This window comes from Bacillus sp. E214, from assembly GCF_008087365.1.
Lineage (GTDB): Bacteria > Bacillota > Bacilli > Bacillales > Pradoshiaceae > Pradoshia.
This window is the reverse complement of record NZ_VENN01000001.1, coordinates 258,042-278,065: the sequence shown is the minus strand read 5'-3', so window position 1 is coordinate 278,065 and position 20,024 is coordinate 258,042. Positions and strand designations below refer to the sequence as shown.

The 20,024-nt window shown below is 38.0% G+C and carries 15 protein-coding genes; all 15 read right to left on the bottom strand.

What is annotated here, in order from left to right; all coding sequences use genetic code 11:
• Window positions 1-47: 47 nt before the first annotated feature.
• A complete protein-coding gene (gene spoIIGA, locus FHY47_RS01310; protein WP_181161983.1) occupies window positions 48-977 on the bottom strand; it encodes a sigma-E processing peptidase SpoIIGA in 930 nt (309 codons plus the stop codon).
• A 356-nt stretch (window positions 978-1,333) separates the two neighbouring features.
• Window positions 1,334-2,485, bottom strand: a complete 1,152-nt coding sequence (ftsZ, locus tag FHY47_RS01305; protein WP_066100689.1) for a cell division protein FtsZ — start codon at window positions 2,483-2,485, stop codon at window positions 1,334-1,336.
• A gap of 37 nt (window positions 2,486-2,522) precedes the next feature.
• Window positions 2,523-3,812 (bottom strand): cell division protein FtsA, encoded by a 1,290-nt coding sequence (gene ftsA / locus FHY47_RS01300; RefSeq protein WP_066100693.1) that lies wholly within the window; start codon window positions 3,810-3,812, stop codon window positions 2,523-2,525.
• Window positions 3,813-4,256: 444 nt separating this feature from the next.
• Window positions 4,257-4,994, bottom strand: coding sequence for a cell division protein FtsQ/DivIB (locus FHY47_RS01295; RefSeq protein WP_148629543.1), 738 nt, complete (start codon window positions 4,992-4,994; stop codon window positions 4,257-4,259).
• A gap of 481 nt (window positions 4,995-5,475) precedes the next feature.
• Entirely contained in the window at window positions 5,476-6,564 is a 1,089-nt protein-coding gene (gene murG / locus FHY47_RS01290) for an undecaprenyldiphospho-muramoylpentapeptide beta-N-acetylglucosaminyltransferase (RefSeq protein WP_066100700.1), read from the bottom strand.
• Window positions 6,565-6,746: 182 nt separating this feature from the next.
• Complete coding sequence (spoVE, locus tag FHY47_RS01285) at window positions 6,747-7,847, bottom strand: stage V sporulation protein E (protein ID WP_066102297.1); 1,101 nt, start codon at window positions 7,845-7,847, stop codon at window positions 6,747-6,749.
• Between the two features lie 140 nt (window positions 7,848-7,987).
• On the bottom strand, window positions 7,988-9,340 hold the full coding sequence (gene murD, locus FHY47_RS01280) for a UDP-N-acetylmuramoyl-L-alanine--D-glutamate ligase (RefSeq protein WP_148629542.1): 1,353 nt from the start codon (window positions 9,338-9,340) through the stop codon (window positions 7,988-7,990).
• A 1-nt stretch (window position 9,341) separates the two neighbouring features.
• The gene (gene mraY, locus FHY47_RS01275; protein WP_066100706.1) at window positions 9,342-10,316 is read right to left on the bottom strand and encodes a phospho-N-acetylmuramoyl-pentapeptide-transferase; all 975 of its coding nucleotides are present in this window, start codon (window positions 10,314-10,316) and stop codon (window positions 9,342-9,344) included.
• Window positions 10,317-10,320: 4 nt separating this feature from the next.
• A complete protein-coding gene (locus FHY47_RS01270) occupies window positions 10,321-11,811 on the bottom strand; it encodes a UDP-N-acetylmuramoyl-L-alanyl-D-glutamate--2,6-diaminopimelate ligase (RefSeq protein ID WP_066100709.1) in 1,491 nt (496 codons plus the stop codon).
• A 216-nt stretch (window positions 11,812-12,027) separates the two neighbouring features.
• Window positions 12,028-13,956, bottom strand: a complete 1,929-nt coding sequence (locus tag FHY47_RS01265; RefSeq protein ID WP_148629541.1) for a stage V sporulation protein D — start codon at window positions 13,954-13,956, stop codon at window positions 12,028-12,030.
• Between the two features lie 124 nt (window positions 13,957-14,080).
• Entirely contained in the window at window positions 14,081-16,285 is a 2,205-nt protein-coding gene (locus FHY47_RS01260; protein WP_139891301.1) for a penicillin-binding protein, read from the bottom strand.
• Window positions 16,285-16,635 carry a cell division protein FtsL gene (ftsL, locus tag FHY47_RS01255; RefSeq protein ID WP_066100720.1) on the bottom strand — a complete coding sequence of 117 codons (351 nt, stop codon included), beginning with the start codon at window positions 16,633-16,635 and terminating at the stop codon, window positions 16,285-16,287. The genes FHY47_RS01260 and ftsL overlap by 1 nt, the downstream gene beginning before the upstream one ends.
• Window positions 16,636-16,673: 38 nt before the next feature.
• On the bottom strand, window positions 16,674-17,606 hold the full coding sequence (gene rsmH / locus FHY47_RS01250) for a 16S rRNA (cytosine(1402)-N(4))-methyltransferase RsmH (RefSeq protein WP_066102300.1): 933 nt from the start codon (window positions 17,604-17,606) through the stop codon (window positions 16,674-16,676).
• Between the two features lie 31 nt (window positions 17,607-17,637).
• Entirely contained in the window at window positions 17,638-18,069 is a 432-nt protein-coding gene (mraZ, locus tag FHY47_RS01245) for a division/cell wall cluster transcriptional repressor MraZ (RefSeq protein WP_066102303.1), read from the bottom strand.
• Window positions 18,070-18,343: 274 nt separating this feature from the next.
• A complete protein-coding gene (gene bshC / locus FHY47_RS01240; protein WP_175354214.1) occupies window positions 18,344-19,969 on the bottom strand; it encodes a bacillithiol biosynthesis cysteine-adding enzyme BshC in 1,626 nt (541 codons plus the stop codon).
• Between the last annotated feature and the right edge of the window lie 55 nt (window positions 19,970-20,024).

Here is a 20,024-nt window from a genome sequence, read left to right as displayed (position 1 = left end):
TCCTCAACGTCTATTTTCTTCCTGAAATGAGTATAGTGATTATTACATTAAGAGGCAGATGCTGAATCACCGGCCGGTACCATTTTTGGATGAACAATGGAATCGAAAAGCCCTTCTCCTGATAATTGCTGCATGGTAAAAGAAATTAAACATTTTTGAACCTCACGACATTCATTGGCTACTTTAATGGATAGGACATCTGGTTTAAATGCAATTAACAATTGACTGTCATTCCCAACAACCTTACACGGAATAATTCTCATTTTTTCTTGCCACTCATCAGGGAAATCAGCAAAATCGCCATGCAAATTCTGGATCCCTTTGTCAATTAACTTGGATACAGACGCAGGTATCATTGTTTCCCTTCCATAGAGTGAAATAATTGCTACAGGAGAACCGGATAATGGATCGAGTAATTGATTTCCTGTGTCAACAAGCCCTTCTGATTCAAATGAAACGCCATTAATTTCAACAATCATGGTAACCCTCTGCTCTTTATTCCACTTGGCTAGATCAAGGATGTTAATGTGTTTTTTTGAAAAATGCCATGCCAATGGAAATCCAATCATGACAAAAATCCAACTGACCGGGTCACCGAAGCTGCCTGCTCCACTTGTGAATCCGTTGAAATATTCAGTCACTTCAAAGCTAAAAAAATAGTGACTGCCTAAGAGGATTCCACCAATTGTAAAGGTTACAGCATATAAAGTTACAACTCTTTTAAAAAATGCTCGGATACTTCTAAAACCAAATGCGGTTAAAACCATCAAAATAGAAACCATGCTTTTCAACCAAATTTGATCAGCTAAATAGGAAAAGGGAGTGATATATAGCCAAACAACCATAGATCCCACTAATCCTCCAGCTAGCATTCTAATCCATTTTATTTGGTTTTTTAGTAAAACCGCAGTCCACACTAATATACTTGTATCAAAGACCCAATTGAGAAACCAAATGGCATCAATATAAATAGTCATATTGTTTCCCCATACTTTTTTTAATAGAACATATGAGAAATTATAACCTGACATAATCCAAAAGGTTGTCACTTCATGTAAAGAGTGCAACCGTTTTTTATTTATATTTTCATCAGTATTTGTCGATGATTTACTGCAAAATTTCCCCAGTCATATTTAATTTGAACTATTAGAACTATCGGGGTGAAAAAAGGAATTGAGATAATCAATCAGATTCTTAATTAAAATGTTTGAAATAGAACTATCGGACTAAATCCATAGAATGAGCTATAAACCCTGCAGCGGGAATCTACAAAAACAAAAAAAGATGATGATGTAATTTACTATTACATCATCATCTTCCTCTATGAAATATATTATCTACGACGATTACGATTTCTTAAGAATGTCGGAATATCAAGTGTATCATCAGTATTGCTGCTCACTTGATTATTTCTGCTAGGTTCTGAAGTATAAGATTCCTCACGCTTAGGTACTTCGCGCTTGATTGGATTCGTTTGAGGAGCAGGGCGTGATTGGCCAAAGTTCGGTCTTGCCGCCGGACGTTGTTGTTCAATTTCATTGAAGCCAGTCGCAATCACAGTTACTACAATTTCATCTTTCAGATTCTCATTAATAACAGAACCAAAAATCATATTTACTTCCTGATCGGAGGCTGATGCTACAATATCGGCAGCTTCCTGAACTTCGAATAAGCTTAAGTTCGTTCCTCCAGTGATGTTCATTAACACACCTTGAGCACCGTCAATGGATGTTTCAAGCAATGGACTGGAGATAGCTTTTTTAGCCGCTTCAGCAGCACGGCTTTCACCTGATGCAACCCCGATTCCCATTAAAGCGGATCCTTTATTGGACATAATTGTTTTCACATCTGCAAAGTCCAGGTTAATTAATCCTGGCACTGCGATTAAATCAGAAATACCTTGTACACCTTGTCTTAAAACATTATCTGCTTCACGGAAAGCTTCAAGCATTGGTGTACTTTTATCAACGATTTCCAATAATCGATCATTTGGAATAACAATTAATGTATCAACAGATTCTTTCATAGCCGCAATTCCACCCTGAGCCTGCGTGGAACGCTTACGGCCTTCGAATGTAAATGGTCTTGTCACTACACCAACAGTCAGGGCACCCAACTCACGGGCAATCTGAGCTACAACTGGAGCAGCTCCTGTTCCGGTACCACCGCCCATACCAGCTGTAACAAATACCATATCTGCTCCTTGAAGGGCTTGCTCAATTTGTTCTTTACTTTCTTCAGCAGCTTTTTTTCCAACATCCGGATTGGCGCCTGCACCAAGTCCTCGTGTCAATTTACCGCCTATTTGCATTTTTATTTCAGCTTTTGATAGATTCAAAGCTTGGGCATCTGTGTTAACCGCAATAAATTCTACCCCTTGTAAGCCATGTTCAATCATTCGGTTAACGGCGTTATTTCCGCCGCCCCCTACTCCGATTACTTTTATCGTTGCTAACGAATCAATATTTGTATCAAATTCTAGCATGGAAAGTCCTCCTATTATTTTCGGTAAAGTGTTTCCCTTATTCGAAAAATACTCCGAAGAATTTTTTCATTTTTGTACTCACTTTATCTTCCGGATTTTTTGGTGCTTTTTCTTTTGGAGCTGGTTTTTGAGCCGGACGCTTTTCTGTTGTTTCTCTGGTAGCAGCAACAGTATGCGCTCCTAACTTCAAGCCTTGCGATCTGGCTTTGTTACATGCATATGTGATAAGACCAACAGAAGTTGTGTACTGAGGTTCTCTGACACCTATGTAATTTGGTTCCGCTCCACGAACGCGATTTTGCAAGATATTCTGTGCTAAATCCAGTATACCAGGGGTTTTTACTACTCCACCAGTGAGAACATACCCCCCAAGCAAATCAGTTACACCCATATTCACTATAGCATCTTCTACCATTTCAAGGATTTCTGTTAATCTATCTTCCATAATATCAGATACGATAAATTGATTGCAGGTCTGTTGTTTTTCGCTGCCAATCACCGGTACTGTGAATGTTTCTTCTTCCGCATCATCATCAATAAATGCATGACCATGTCTAACTTTAATTTGTTCGGAAACATCAGTTGGTGTTTTTAACACAATGCTGATATCTTTTGTAATATTATTTCCGCCAAGCGGGATAACTGTAGCTCCTTTTAACTCCCCATCTTCAAATACAGCGACTTGTGTAGAACCGCCACCTATATCAACTAGGGCTATTCCAAGATTACGCTCATCCTTGGATAAAACAAGTGAGCCGGCCGCCATAGGCTGCAATGCAATATCAGTTATTTCTAAACCTGCACGTTCTACAGCGCGAAGGGTATTATGTAAAATGGTTCTGAGTCCGGTAATTAATACGCCCCTCATTTCAAGGCGAACTCCAGTCATACCTTTCGGGTCGCTTATTTCATCTATTTCATCCACTTTGTAATGAACAGGAATAACATCAATAATTTCTCGATCAGAAGGAATTGTAACTAATTCCGCCTGTTCTCTAACACGAGTTTTATCCTCTTCTGTAATCTCTCGATTGTCATTGGATACAGCGACTACCCCATGGCATGGCTGAAGCATAATATGATTGGCGCTGATTCCGACAATCACTTTACGAATCTCCATACCTACCATTCTTTCAGCTTGTTCAACTGCTTTTCGAATGGATTTGACAGTTTCATCTATATCAACAATCTGACCCTTTTTCAAGCCTTCAGATGCTGCATTCCCCACACCGATTATGTTCAAGGAGTCATTTTCCATTTCTCCTATTATCACTTTCACAGTGGATGTACCGATGTCAAGGCTAACATAAATTTCATTGTTGTGCACCCTTTGGCACCTCCTTTAATAGCTATCTATATTATGTTTGAGCTTTTTGAAACCCTACAAAACAACTATTCGCCAAAACCCTTTATTATCCTGTTATTTCCTGTAAAATATCAGAATGTATAAAGAATGTCTGTTTTTTAATGATAAGAAATATTTTAGAAAAACAATTTGTTATTTCATATTACCTTATTAACTACAAGTCTACACCAATATGAACGCCTAGAAAAGTCAAATTTGTAGCATATATCATATAAAAAAAGAATTTTCTCACATCTGACCAATTCATTCTGTTTTATTTCAGAAAATTAAGCTACTAAAATAATACGCTATGTCCTAAAAATTCATTTTCTATATCAGTTGACTTAAAATTACGTTCAAAGATTCTTTTTATGTTCCTAAATACAATTTTTGGAATTACCTTCATTTTTCACTCCTTGAATCTGACTAATAAGAATGAAAATATGAACCAACTTCGAGATCGATAACCCCTTTGCTGCCTTCCTCCAATTGACTCACAATTGCAGCATAATGCACCAGCTTCTCAGCAAGAGTTTCTCCACTTGCAGTTACTTCAAAACCGTCATTCATGTAAAGAGTGACTTTCGTTTTATCAGTCTTAGATGGATTATGGTGAATCTCAGATATTGAGTTCATCACATCCTCGGACATTTCTTCAAGCTGACCAATAACGATTGACAATGGTTTCCCCTCTTTAAATGAAACAAGTAAAGGCCCTGAATCAGGAATATGGCTTAACTTCTTGTCCAATATCTTACCATTCGATAATATTGGATAATATTCCTTTCCCTTTTGTACATAGGCGGTGTATTTATATTCACTGACTTCCAATGTTATATGGTTGGGAAATCCTTTTTTTAATTTAACATTCTCAATCTCGGGATGTTTTTTAATCATCGTTTCAATTTTGTCACCTTTAATCTCCCAAATATTATCCTCTACTTCCAAACCGCTTTGCTCAATGATTTCTTTATCTGTCAAATACGCATTGCCTTCGACCTGTATAGATTGGATTCGACTCAATGGAGATTGCAAATAGATAATACTGAATATAAGTAGAAAGAAAATCGTCAACAGCCCAATTAGGCGCCTATTTGCTTTCTTTTTTCTCATCTGTTTCAATTTAGGAATTCGATCTTCAAGAGATACCAAATTCTTATCCAATACAAACACCTCATTTAACCAACAACTAAGAATCTGCATACCCTCGTCGTTTTACATATACATAATAAAATATTCTCACCATGATATATAGGTATTATTGCAAAATTATATCGATGGGTGAAGATTTTATTTTTAAATTTCAAAGAACTCATTTACCAAAAATTGATAGATAACGCATCAATTATGAGAAAATTATAACATATAATCTCTTATTTTTTTCTGCTTTTTTAAAGGAATGAATCAAGAAATCCACTTCCGATTCCAACGGTTAAAAAACAGGACGATTGGATTATCATGAATCGGAAGGGACGAGGTATTCATTTTTCATAGCAGGCCATCAGAAGGTAAAACCAACATATCTAATGAGTCCTTTAATCACAATAGAAAAGAACATAAGTATAAGTCATTAACCGTAAGTCCTGCTTGATATCTTTAGAATCAAGATTTTTATTCCTCTTTGATTTCATTTAGTCCTATTTATTTACTGCAGATCCTGCATCATTTTTAATAAACGCTCAGCCGAATCAGGTATACCCATTTGCTTCGCTGACTTCTTCATAGATTCAATCCTGTCTGTATCAAGCATTATTTCATCAATCGCTTTAATTAAGGTGCTACCATTCAATTCACTTTCTTTTATCATGGTTGCTGCCCCTTTTTGTACTAAAGCCTGTGCATTCTTTTCCTGATGATTATTCGTTACATAAGGACTTGGAATCAAGATACTGGCTATTCCCAATGCTGTTAATTCAGCCAAAGTGGTCGCTCCCGCTCGCGATACAACCAAATCAACCGAAGGCAATATTTCCGGCATATTGTGTATAAATGATTTTACAATGACATTATCTGGAGTTCCAACTAAATCAAGCTCTTCTTTTACAGATTGATAATGAACGTCACCAGTTATATATATCACTTGGTATGGTTTATCCTTTAATACTTCAACATTTTTTAAAACAGCTTCATTAATTGCTTTTGCTCCGCGGCTTCCTCCGAATATGAGCACAGAAGGAATGCCTTTCTTAATGCCTAATTGCTGAATTGCATTTGAGCCAATATGTGATACAACCTCTGAGCCCCTCGGATTTCCAGTAAAGACCACTTTTTCCTTCGGGAAATATTGCCGAGCCTCTTCAAAGCTTATAGCCACTTTATTAACATATCGACTTAAAAATTTATTTGTTAAACCTGGCACGCTATTTTGTTCATGTATAATCGTTGGAATCTTCATTTTGGACGCTGCATAAACAACCGGTCCACATACATATCCACCGGTCCCGATGACGACATCCGGCTTAAACTCTTTTAATAGTTTTTTGCTGTTTGAAACACCTTTTAAGAAGCGCCATATTGTTTTAACATTCTCTAAGCTTAAAGATCGTTTAAATCCTGTAATCTCAATAGCTTTAAAATCAAGACCTTCTCGACTAACGAGGTCTTTTTCTAATCCTTTTTCGGTACCTATATATAAAAAAGATGCCTCCGGATTTAACTTCTTAATTTCTCTTGCCATGGCCAGTGCAGGGTATATATGTCCTCCTGTACCTCCACCACTTAATACTATTTTCATGATTGATTCACCTTTCACTTAACATACATGTTACTAACTATATGATTTACCCATATTCTACTACACTCTAAACCAGGTTTACATAGGTTCTTCATTATATATATTACTTAAAAATACCATTATACTTAAATAATGATAATCTGTAAAAAAAAAGAAGCTAAATGGATCAGCTTCATTTCACTCTAATAATTAGAATACCTGCTTATATTGAGCAATACACCAACCGCCATTAACATCAAGGTCAATGAAGAACCTCCATAGCTTAAAAACGGCAATGTAATCCCAGTAACCGGCATAAGTCCTGTCACAACACCAATATTAATCATCACCTGTATGGCAATCATAATGATGATTCCAACTGCTAAAAAGGCTCCAAATAAATCAGGTGCTCCAAGGGCGATTCTGATACCTCTCCATAACAGGAGAGAGAATAAAAGTATTACAAGTGAACCACCTATAAAACCCAGTTCTTCGGAGAGAATCGCAAAGATGAAATCTGTTTGCGGTTCAGGCAAATAGAAGAACTTTTGTCTGCTTTGGCCCAGTCCGAGCCCAAACAACCCGCCAGGTCCAATAGCATAGAGTGACTGAATGATTTGAAATCCGCTCCCGAGAGGGTCCTGCCAAGGGTCAAGAAATGATGTGATTCTCTTCATCCGGTAAGGTGCAGATATAACAAGTGCAACAAAGCCTGCCACCCCAAGCATTCCAAGACCGACGAAGTGACTTATCCTGGCACCTGCAATAAAAATCATCGCTATACATGTTCCTACCATTACCGTTCCTGTTCCAAGATCAGGCTGCATCATAATTAACCCAAATGCTAAAAAGACAAGACCTAACGAGGGTGCTAAACCTTTTTTAAAAGAAGTTATGTACTTTTGTCTTTCAGATAAGAATTTAGCGAGGAAGACGATCATTGCGAGCTTCATAAATTCAGAAGGCTGAATGGAAAAAGCCCCCACTCCAATCCAACTCCTCGAACCATTTCTTAATGTACCTATTCCCGGGATGAGCACTACCAACAATAAAATAAAACAAATGATGATTAAAGGTTTTGCCCATCTTCTCCAATTCCAATAATCAATATTCATAATAACCAGCATAGCTACAATTCCTACACCCGCAAATAATAATTGTCTCTTTGCAAAGAAAAAGGTGTCATCAAATTTATAGGTAGCCCAAATTGCACTGGCGCTGTAGACCATGATTAGCCCTATTGAAAGCAAGGAAAACATTGCGATGATTAAAATAAAGTCAGGAGTGGTTTTTTTTGCAGGCACTTCCATGCACCTCTTTGTTTTAAATTAGGGAAGTATTTCTGGGCCTGATAAATGCTAACAAAAAGAGACGACTTCAAAATCGTCTCTATTGCATTTGGCAGCGCCTTTCATGAGAAATACTGACTCTCCGAACAAGCTCCCTATTTTAACTTATGCACGGCATCCATAAACATGTCTCCCCGGGCTTCAAAAGTTTTATATTGATCCCAACTTGCACATGCCGGTGAAAGTAAAATAGTATCGCCACTTTCTGAAAGTTTATATGCTTCATCGGCAGCTATAGCTACATTATCGACATGTTTGATTATAGATATCCCTGCTTTCTGTGCAGTTTTCGTTAATTTTTCAGCTGTTTCTCCAAAAACAATCATTGCCTTAACATGAGTGAGAAGCGGAATTAATTCATCAAATTCATTTCCTCGATCCAAGCCTCCGGCTAACAGGATTAATGGACTTTTAAACGAGGATATAGCGGCTGACGCAGCCAAAATATTTGTTGCTTTGGAATCGTTATAAAATTTTCGTCCATTTATTTCTGCAACAAATTGAGTACGATGCTTAACACCGCTGAATGTTTTTAGTACATCTTGAATCGCTTCATTAGCTACACCATATAATTTAACGGCAGCTACAGCGGATAAAATATTTTCCAGATTATGCTTACCAGGCAATACTACCTCATCTATAGCGATAATCTTTTCATTCTTGAACCAAATAAATCCGTCTTTCGTGTAAGCACCCGTTTCATCCACTGCTTCAGTACTAAATGGAACTGAAATAGCGCCTGAGCCCTCTGCAGCCTTTTTAGTAGGCTCCTGGTTGGCATTATACACGATGAAATCAGTATCCTTTTGGTTTTTGGTTATTTGTGCTTTAGCGAATGCATATTCTTCTTTCGTCCCATGATAATCCAAATGGGCATCAAATAGATTTAAATAGACTGAAATATAAGGTCTGAACGTTTGAATACCCATCAACTGAAACGAGGACAATTCAATTACTATAACATTCTCCGCCGTTGCTTCCTGAGCCACTCCGCTTGCTACCGTTCCTATATTCCCGGCTATAAGCGGCTTTTTCCCTCCGCGTTCAAGCATCTCATAGATCAATGTAGTCGTAGTTGTTTTTCCATTCGTACCTGTTATTCCAATAAAAGGAGCCTCAGATATTCGATAAGCAAGCTCTACTTCAGTAATAATTTCTATATTCTTTTTCAGCGCTTCCTGTATCATCGGATTTGTATACGGAATCCCGGGGTTTTTTACGATTAACTCGAACCCTTCATCCAATAATTCAATCGGGTGGCTACCGCAAACGACCTTAATACCTTCTTCCAGTAAACCTTGAGCTTCTGGGTTTTCATTCAAAGGCTTAAAATCATTTACAGTTACAAAAGCACCAAGTTTATGCAAAAGTGAAGCCGCACTTACCCCGCTCTTTGCCAGCCCGAGGACAAGCACTTTTTTTCTTAAATAATCATTTATTTGCTTCATATTATAACCACACCTCTAAGTAGATTCCTAAAATAGCGAAAAGTAAGCCAACCGTCCAAAACGTTACAACTACACGCCACTCTGACCATCCGCTTAATTCATAATGATGGTGTAATGGACTCATTTTAAATACACGCTTACCTGTCGTTTTAAAAGAAGCTACCTGAATAATAACGGATAAAGTCTCAATAACAAAAACACCGCCAATAATAACAAGAAGTAATTCTAATTTTAGCAATATCGCCACTGTCGCAATAGCTCCACCTAAGGCAAGTGATCCCGTATCACCCATAAACACCTTCGCAGGATGAGCGTTAAAAACCAGGAATCCCAACACAGCCCCGACAACAGCTACACAGAATAAAGCAATATCATATTCTTTTAAATCCCAGGCTAATACAGCAAATGCTCCAAACGCGATAGCAGAAGCCCCAGATACCAACCCATCAAGACCATCAGTTAAATTGACAGCATTCGAAAAACCGACTAACCAGAAAATAATAATAAAGATGTAAAACCATCCAAAATCAATGCTGTAATCAGTCAATGGAATACTAATTTCAGTAGACATATTGCTCTGTCTCATAATGAAATAAAAGATACAAGATATAACTATTTGCCCAAGCAATTTTTGTCTAGATGTTAATCCAAGATTTCTCTTCATGACGATTTTAATAAAATCATCCAGGAAACCAAGTAAACCAAAACCGATGGTTACAAATAGCAGTAAATAGGTTTCAGTACCCGGATCTCTAAATTTACCAGTCATTACAAGGGTTGTAACAAGGATTGACAGTAAGAATACAACCCCTCCCATCGTAGGTGTACCTGTTTTTTTCTGATGGGATTTCGGTCCTTCTTCTCTAATACTCTGACCAAATTTCAAACGTCTTAGGAACGGTATAAAAATAGGGGAGAGAAGAACCGTAATTAAGAATGATACGAGTATAGTAAAAAATAAAACTTGCTCCAGCATGGTTCTACTCCCTTTCGTCTCTTCGGTTCAAATTTAATTTCTGTTCAATTGCTTCTAATGCGACTTCTTTATCGTCAAAATGAAGAACTTCCTTACCAATGATTTGATAATTTTCATGACCTTTTCCGGCAATCAGGACTACATCACCAGGTTCAGCACTGAACACGGCATCATAAATTGCTTCCTTACGATCAGCAATAACTTTGTAATCATAGCCGGCGACACCATTTTCCATATCAGAAAGAATGGATAAAGCATCTTCACTCCTCGGATTATCAGATGTGAATATGGCATTTGAACTATATTCACATGCTACCCGAGCCATAATTGGACGTTTTGTACGATCACGATCACCACCGCAGCCAACGATCGTATATACTTTTTTAGAAGCAAACTCATTGATTGTCTTCAGAACATTTTCCAAGCTATCAGGTGTATGTGCATAATCTACTATAACTGTAAATTCCTGTCCTCCGAAGACCGGCTCAAAACGCCCCGTCACTCCTTTAATATTCTGTAAAGACGATAAGATCTGATTGATATGAAGACCTGAAACAAGTCCAACAGCAATGGCAGCCAGACAATTGTATACGTTGAATTTTCCAATCATCGGGATTGTTATTGGACAGCTATGGTCTGGCGTTGTCAAAGTAAATTTTGTTCCTTCTGAAGTAATAATAATATCAGTTGCCCTAACATCTGCTTTTTGAATAATTCCATATGTTACCACACTAGCAGAAGTTGATTTTTCAAACATGATGGATGCTGAATCATCAGCGTTTAAAATGGCATACTTCGGCTTATTATCCTGATAAGTATTTCCTAAACGTGAGAATAATAAGCTTTTTGCATAACGGTAATTATCCATTGTTCCATGATAATCAAGATGGTCCTGTGTTAAGTTTGAAAAAACAGCAATATCGTAATCACAGCCAAATACACGCCCCATATCGAGTGCATGCGAAGATACTTCCATAACTGCAGTATGTACACGATTGTTCACCATATCTGCAAATGTTTTTTGTAAGGTTAGGCTATCAGGTGTTGTATTTTTTGTTTCGAACTTTTCAGATCCAATCTTCGTATACATGGTTCCGATTAAACCTGTTGTATAGTTTGCATCCTGAAATATTCTTTCTACCAGATGACTAATTGTTGTTTTTCCATTTGTTCCGGTAATTCCGATTAGATTAAGCTTTTGTGTAGGGTGGCCATAAAAGAAATCAGCCAGTAAAGCCATTAACTTTTGTGTGCTTTTAACAATTACGACAGGTACAGAGAGTGATAGAGGCTTCTCTGCAACAATAGCGACTGCTCCATTTCTAACCGCCTCTTCTGCAAGATCATGGCCGTCGACAGTATATCCCTTAATACAGATAAACAAGCTGCCTTCCTTTACCTTGCGGTGGTCATTCTCAATGGATGAAATAAGAGGGTTGCCATCTCCCTGTTTCTGTTTAAACGGTATTCTAGAGATTAATTCATCGAGTTTCATAAAACTGTTCCTTTCTTTTTAAAGCAATCTTCACTATTGTATCGTAATTTAAGCCGTTTAGAAATAATAAAGTATATAATCTTCTAGTCAGGTAAAAGAATAACCGCTTACACTTTTTTCAGATTACGAAGAGGCAGCTGAAAAGAACTTTTATCAGCTGCCAATTTGTTATTCTATGCAGAAATATCCTGAAAGCAGCACCACTTTTATAACCTATTATTCCTCTGTATCATCCTCTTCCAGATATATTCGGATGGAAGAACCCTCTTTCAATTTGACACCTGCTTGCGGTGATTGCTGCACAATCCGATTTCCGCTCCCAGACTTTTCTACTTTGAAGGTAGAATATTGCTCACCCAAATCCTTTAGTGTCATTCCAATCAAATCAGGAACTTCTTCCATTCTCGGATCTAAATAGTTTTTTTCTTTCTCTACTTGATTTTTACGCTGCTCAATACCAAGTGCTGGCAAACTATCCTTCATGATCCTTCCAACAATAGGAGCTGCTACGACCCCTCCAAATTGAACCGTTCCTTTTGGATTATCAATCGCTAAATAGACAACCAATTGCGGATCATCAGCTGGTGCAAACCCGATAAATGAGACAATGAAATTATTTTCTAGGTATCTGCCGTTTTGAGCCTTCTGAGCTGTACCGGTTTTCCCGCCAACTCGATAACCATCAACAAATGCACCTTTCCCTGAACCTTGTGCCACTACTGTTTCAAGAGCTTCACGAATTTCCTTTGAAGTTTCCTTTGAGATAACATTCCTTTTCGCCTTTGGAGTTTTCTTAATGATGGTATCACCTGTGACAGGATTTACAATTTCTTTTGCGATATAGGGGGTATAAAGTGTTCCGCCGTTAATCGCCGCCGACACAGCCATCACCTGTTGGATTGGTGTAACTGAGACTCCTTGGCCAAAAGCAGTTGTTGCCTGTTCAACCGGGCCAACTCGATTTATATTAAATAAAATCCCTTTCCCCTCTCCCTGTAAATCAATACCCGTTTTTTCTCCAAATCCAAAGTCATGAATATAATTAAATAATTTTTCTTTTCCGAGTCTTTGACCAAGCTCAACGAACCCAGGGTTACAGGAGTTCTGTACTACCTCAAGGAATGTTTCAGATCCATGTCCCCCCCGTTTCCAGCATCTTAAACTAGCTCCGCCTACCTTTGTATAGCCTGGATCATAAAAATGATCATTTTTCAAATCCACTTTTCCTTCTTCAAGCGCTGCGGCCAACGTAATAATCTTAAATGTAGAACCTGGCTCATAGGTACTCCATACAGGTAAGTTCCGATTATAAACCTCAGGTGCCACATTTCTAAAATTCGACGGATCAAATGTAGGCCTGCTCGACATTGCCAGTATTTCTCCTGTATTAGGATTAACGGCAATAGCAACAATACCATCGGGGTTATATGTTTCTTCGGCAATTTCCAGTTCTCTATCAATAATCGTTTGAATTCTGCTGTCAACTGTTAGCTTTAAATCATACCCATTTGCTGGAGCTTTATAGTCATCAGCCATATTCTCCATCCGTTTTCCTTTTGCATCAGCATAAAACTTAACATACCCTTTTTGTCCCTTCAGCTCATCATCATAGGCCAATTCAAGGCCCATCAATCCTTGATTATCGATACCCGCAAATCCAAGAACATGTGCCAGTGTAGATCCTTTAGGATAATAACGAATTGAGTCCTCAGCAATATAGACTCCTTTTAAATCTAAGTTTCTAATTTCTTTTGCTTTATTGTGGCTGATTTTTCGGCCTTCAGGTATCTTTACGATAGACGTATTTGAGCTTATGAGTTTAAAAGCTTTATCCGTCCTCATATTCAGTACTGAGGCTATTTGTTTAGCTGTATCCGCTGGATTCACCACCTGGCGAGGGACAATATAAACAGTAGGGGCGGATTTATTGGTAGCATAAACCACTCCATTACGGTCCTTGATCTCTCCCCGTTTTGGCTCAAATGGAACATTTCTGCTCCACGAATCTTTAGCTAAGCCCGTCAAAAAATCTCCTAAATAAAACTGAACATATCCTAGTCTGATGATGATTACCAGAAATACGAACAATCCGATCAACAATGCTGCGATTAATCGTTTTCTGACAGTAATATTTGATGCTCTCATGCCCATCCCTCCAATGCACGACTCTTTTTCACTGTATGCTTGTACCCTTTGGTTTATGTATGCACATTATGAAAAGAAAAAAAGAGCCTGATAGCTTTAAAAGCTATCAGGCTCTGAAATAAATCTAATCGGATTCTACATCCTCTTCCTTGGTTTTTGAACTATTCTCTTTTGATTTTTCATATATGGTTTTAGGATTCTCAAATTGAACAACTAGGAAAGTATCATCCTTCAATTTTGTTCCTGCTTTTGGTTTTTGAGTAACAGCATACCCGGAGCCTGAAGTATTTAACTCCACCTCCATTAAGGAAGCCGCCTTCATAACATCCCTAATTGACCATCCTGAAAAATTAGGTACTGTTAAGTCGCCATCGGTCAGAAGAAGAACCTTCTCTCCTTGAATAATCTGAGATCCTGCACTCGGCGATTGTTTAGAAACACTCATCCCTTTCCCTATAACAATAGGTGTCAGGCCAAGCTCTTCAACCTTCGCCTTAGCAGTCTCAACATTCGTTTCTTTTAATTCAGGAACTTCACTAGTGGATTTTTTCTTTGTATTATCTGATTTAATATTTAGGTACTTTAATGTATTTTCCATTACTGAGTTAAATACTTGGGAAACTGGGGCTGAACCAGACTCACTAGCGCTGATTTTCGGCTGTTGAATAGCCACATATACTACAACCTCAGGATTATCCTTCGGTGCCATTCCTAAGAAAGAAAATAAATAATTTTCATGACCAGTAGCGTAACCCGCGCCAGTTTGACTGCGAATCTGAGCCGTTCCCGTTTTACCTATAACATCATAGCCATCCAATTTATATGGCTTACCGGTTCCATGTTTAGAGGTTACGACCGTTTCCAATATATCACGCACCTCAGCTGCCGTTTCCTTGGAAATCGGTTTGCCTGCTACAGTAGGTTTCGTTTCCTTCAATACTTTTTTCGTGTTGGAGTCCACAATTTTTTCAACTACATAGGGCTTCATCATTTTTCCGTCATTTGCGACGGCAGTTGCTGCCTGTATCATTTGGATCGGTGTAACAGTTGAACCCTGCCCAAAGGCAGTCGTGATTTGTTCAGATTTATATTTATAAACAAATTTACCGGTCGTTTCACTCGGGAGATCAATACCTGTTTTTTTACCAAAACCAAAGCTTTCAAAGTATGTTAAAAGTTTTTCAGTTCCGATTTTTTCATCAGCCAATTTAGCAAAAGCAACATTTGAAGAACGTTGAACCCCTTCTAGATAGCTAATCGTCCCCCACCCTGCTCCACCATTATGGTCTCTTATCGGTCTAGAACCTTTAATCTTAAACATGCCTGATTTATATTTTTCATTAGGATTAAATACTCCTTCTTCAACAGCAGCAGCCAACGTAAAAATCTTCATGGTAGAACCTGGCTCAAAAGATTCTTCAACCGCTAGATTCTGCCAGGTATCTGCAAGTCCATCCCTTGTGTTTAAATCAAAAGTAGGGCGCTGTGACATAGCCAATATTTTCCCTGTCTTTGGATCTGCTACGACACCAATCATTTTAGTTGGGTTATATTTCTTATTGACTTCCGACATTGCGTCTTCTAAAAAGATTTGAATTTTTTTATCGAGCGTCAGCTGAACAGAAGCTCCATTCGAAGGTTCGTTCACTACCGTCTCTTTATTAGGAAGAATATTTCGCCATAGGTCACCCTCAAACTTGATAGATCCATCCTCTTCCTGTAAATACTTATCCAATTCTTTTTCTAGCCCTAACGCTCCAGTTGTTTTCCCTGTTTCTTCATTATTCTCAACAAACCCTATTACATGTGAGGAGAAGATTCCATTCGGATAAAATCTCTTCGTATCCTTTACAAACGTAATACCTGGTAAATTTAATCCTTCGATATCATTTTTTTGTTGATGGGTTAAATCACGTCCAGCAGCACCAAATTCAGTTTGATAAAGTCCCTTTTTGTTCAAACGACTTAATATTTCGCTTTCATCCATATCAATGTGCTCAGCCAATACTCTTGCTGTTTCTTCCTTATCTACAACATGTTTTGGCTTTTTCGGATTTTCAGTTACAGATGAATTAAGGAGGGCAATTAGCTTATAGGTTGACGTATCCCTTGCCAGCACCTCACCATTTTTGTCAACAATCGTTCCTCTTTGTGCCGACAAGGTACGGGTGACTTCATACTTATCCTGCGCTTTAGCAGCAAGCTCCTGTCCACCGGCAACACCAGTATACTGAATATACAAAAAGCGAAAAAATACTACACAAAAAAGCAGCCCAAATATTACAAATAAGAGTGCTGCTCCCCTATTGCGGCTTTTTCGATTACTCATTAATCTTGCACTACCTTAACATTTTTATCTTTTAGTGTTAATCCCAATTCTTTTGCTTTTTGCCAGATTCGGTCATATGTACTTAACTCCGCCACTTGATCTGCATAATCTTTATTAAGCTTTTCCTGATTCTCTATCTTGCTTTCAAGAGCAATAATTTCATTATTCGTTGAGTATATATTCGCTTGTGCGGAAATGATTTTTACAGCAAAGAAAGCGATAAACAATGAGAACGTTAAATATAGAATCTTCTCACCAATCGTAATGCCGCCTTTTACTTTAACCTTCTTTGTTGTTGTTCCTACATGACGTTGCTGTTCTTGCTGAAGTTTTCTTGCTAAACTACTCAAGTTTATCCCCTCCCATTAAATAATTTTTCATAATCTATTCATTTCTTTTCTGCTATTCTTAATTTAGCTGAACGCGCTCTTTTATTCGCTTCCACTTCTTCTTCACTCGGTAAAATCGGTTTTCTGGTTATCAACTTTAAATCCGGCTCGAATTCTTTTGGAATAATCGGCAATCCATGTGGCATTGGCGGTAATTCCGAATGTTCTTTAAAGAAGCTTTTGCAAATCCGATCTTCCAACGAATGGAACGTAATCACTGAAATTCTGCCGCCTTTATTGAGCATAGGAAGCACTTTTTCTAAAGATACTTCAAAAACTCTCAGTTCATCATTCACGGCTATTCGTATGGCTTGAAAGATTCGCTTAGCGGGATGTCCGCCTTTTCGCCTTGCTGGAGCAGGGATAGCTTCCTTAATAATATCTACCAAATCAAAGGTTGTACGAATTGGCCCAATCTCTCTGGCTTGTTCGATTTTGCGGGCAATTTGTTTCGAAAACTTTTCCTCACCGTACCTAAAGAAAATCCGGACCAACTCTTCGTATGTCCAGCTATTCACTACATCATAAGCTGTTAAAGGAGATGATAGATCCATTCGCATATCAAGTAATGCGTCATGGTTATAGCTGAATCCTCTTTCCGGGGTATCAAATTGAGGAGATGAAACACCCAGATCGTATAGAATACCGTCTATCTTTGTAATACCTAATTCAGTGAGTTTTTCATCAAAATAAACAAAATTACTATTAATTAATGTTACCTTGTCCATATAAGGCTCTAGCTTCTTCTCTGCATGCTTTAATGCAGTCTCATCCTGGTCAAACGATATTAATCTTCCTTGTCCGGATAAAGACTTCGCAATTAATTCACTGTGTCCTGCGCCCCCAAGGGTACAATCAACATAGATACCGTCAGGTTTTATATTCAGTCCATCCACAGCTTCTTTTAATAGTACAGTCGTATGATTAAACATTTCTTCACCTTCCTGAAAGGAAGTATGCGCATTAAATATCAAAACCAATCATATTTTCAGCAATCTCTGAGAAAGATTCTTCTGATTCCGAGAAATATTCTTCCCATATTGATTTACTCCATATTTCTATCCGGTTAGATACTCCTAAAACTACGCATTCTTTTTCCAATTTTCCATAGTTTAAAAGTGGTCCCGGGATGTTCACACGTCCCTGTTTATCCAGTTCACATTCAGTCGCACCTGAAAAAAAGAAACGGGTAAATGCTCTTGCATCCTTCTTCGTAAGTGGAAGGCCTTTTAGTTTTTCTTCAAGTTGAGACCATTCATCCAGTGGATATCCAAACAGGCATTGATCAAGGCCGCGTGTAATTACAAACATATCGCCTAAACTTTCCCGAAATTTAGAAGGTATGATTATGCGTCCTTTTGAATCAATTGAATGATGGTATTCACCCATGAACATGTCCTTCACCCCACTTCTCCACCTTAGAGTACCACATCGCCCCACTTTTCTCCACAATTTATATAAAAAAACTTTAATATTTGAATAAAATTTCAGACTATGATTCATTGATTTCAGCCAAGCCTAGAAAAACAAAAAAACTGCCTTTCTAAGACAGTTTTTTCTAGATATTATTATCTGTTTTTTTATGTTCTATTTGGACAAAAGCTTCCATAATTCACTCTTTATTTATTGTCAAACGAAGCAAATCTCCACTTAAGTTCTTACAGCATCTTTATATGGTTACGACATAATGCGACCCATCAAATTCGAGCGATTCCGCCAAGAGGCAATCGACCCATAATGTCCCATATTGATTGAAAAAGTAAAACGGATTGAGAATTCTTTCCTGCAGGCCGCCTGCCGGATGGAGACTATTTTCGACACGATTGTATTTTGCAATCGTTTCTTCATTTTTTCTCTCTAAATGGCTCTCCACCTTTTTCTGCATAAAAAGGAGCTGTTCTTTAATCAAGTGGCGATTTTTTTCGAAAAGAGGTTCCAATCCTTTATCGAATTCAACCGCTTTTTGTTGCCACGTAAGATGAGCAGATTCCAGATTTTTAATTATACTGCTATATGTATCCGGAGCCTGTTTACGCAATTCTTCCAGATAGAACTCCCTATCCTCTGAACAACCTTTTCTCAAAACTTTTTCCAAGGGAAGATTAAGTTCCTCTAATAATCTTTCAATATTTCCTTCCAATAACGTAAAGGAAAGTCGAGGCCATATCGGTGGCATCTTTTCTCCAGTCATGGCAAACGCAGGTTTAATTTCACTCCAATAGGCAATCTCGCCGGGTCCAGCTATAAATCCTAAGACAGGAAACAGTTTTTCCTGTAAAAGTGGACGAGATACAACATTTGTACTGAAATACTCTGGATGTTTAGATAGTAAACGATCCAGCTCTATTTGTGATAATTTAATTCCGCTTCCCTTCCCAATTAAGTCACTTGAACCTTCTTCACGTTCCAACAGCAGCCGGTTAAGAGTTGAAGGCTCGTAGTAAAATAAGTTCGTACATTGTTCATCAAGATCAATAATCGGATTATATCCGTTTTTTTTCAAAAGATTTTGCTGTTCAATTACGGCTTTGCTAATTCCTGCTTCATAAGCAATTTGCTGATAGACAGGCCCAGCCAGCTTCCTAAAGCCTGGGTCACCTGAATCCACCATTAAGAGACCATGCATTTTAAAGAGATCATTTATAAGAATAGCGAAAAAATCGGTGATGGTTTCGGATTGATCAATTGCTTTTTCCGCCCAATCCAGCAATTCGTTCGTACGCTCTGTCTCTCCCCATAAGGAAAATACATCCTGCAGCCAATCTTTCGCTATATCCGGATTCATATTAATATCAGATATCATTTTTTTCGATAAAGGTTTTTCCGGGTACACGATTTTTTTAGTTTCATGCCCCTCTTCAGCGTAAACATGATTAATCTCTTGGTAATCATGATCCTCACCAGCAATCCAGAAGATTGGGACTACCCTTTTATTTAATCTTTCACTTTGTTCCTTTGCCAATTTTATAATCGAGATAACTTTATGAATAGAATACAGCGGTCCAGTCAATAATCCTGCTTGCTGGCCCCCAACGATTACTAAAGCATCCTCACGCAAGGCATCGATATTTTCCTTTACTTGCTCTGATATTCCATATTTACTCATGAAGGATTCAATATAGGTTGCCATTTCATCTCGTGGATAAGTTCGACCATCAAGCCAATCCGCCCGATCTTGAATATGCTTCTCATTCTTCCAATCATACTCTGCAAAAGATTTATTTATACTTCCCTTGATATAGTCAGATGCAAAACTATTCATAGCTGGAAGATTCATTTTTATGTATTCCATCATCAATGGTTGTCTCCTTTTGAACAAATTCATATAACAGTATATCATTCCCTTTGAA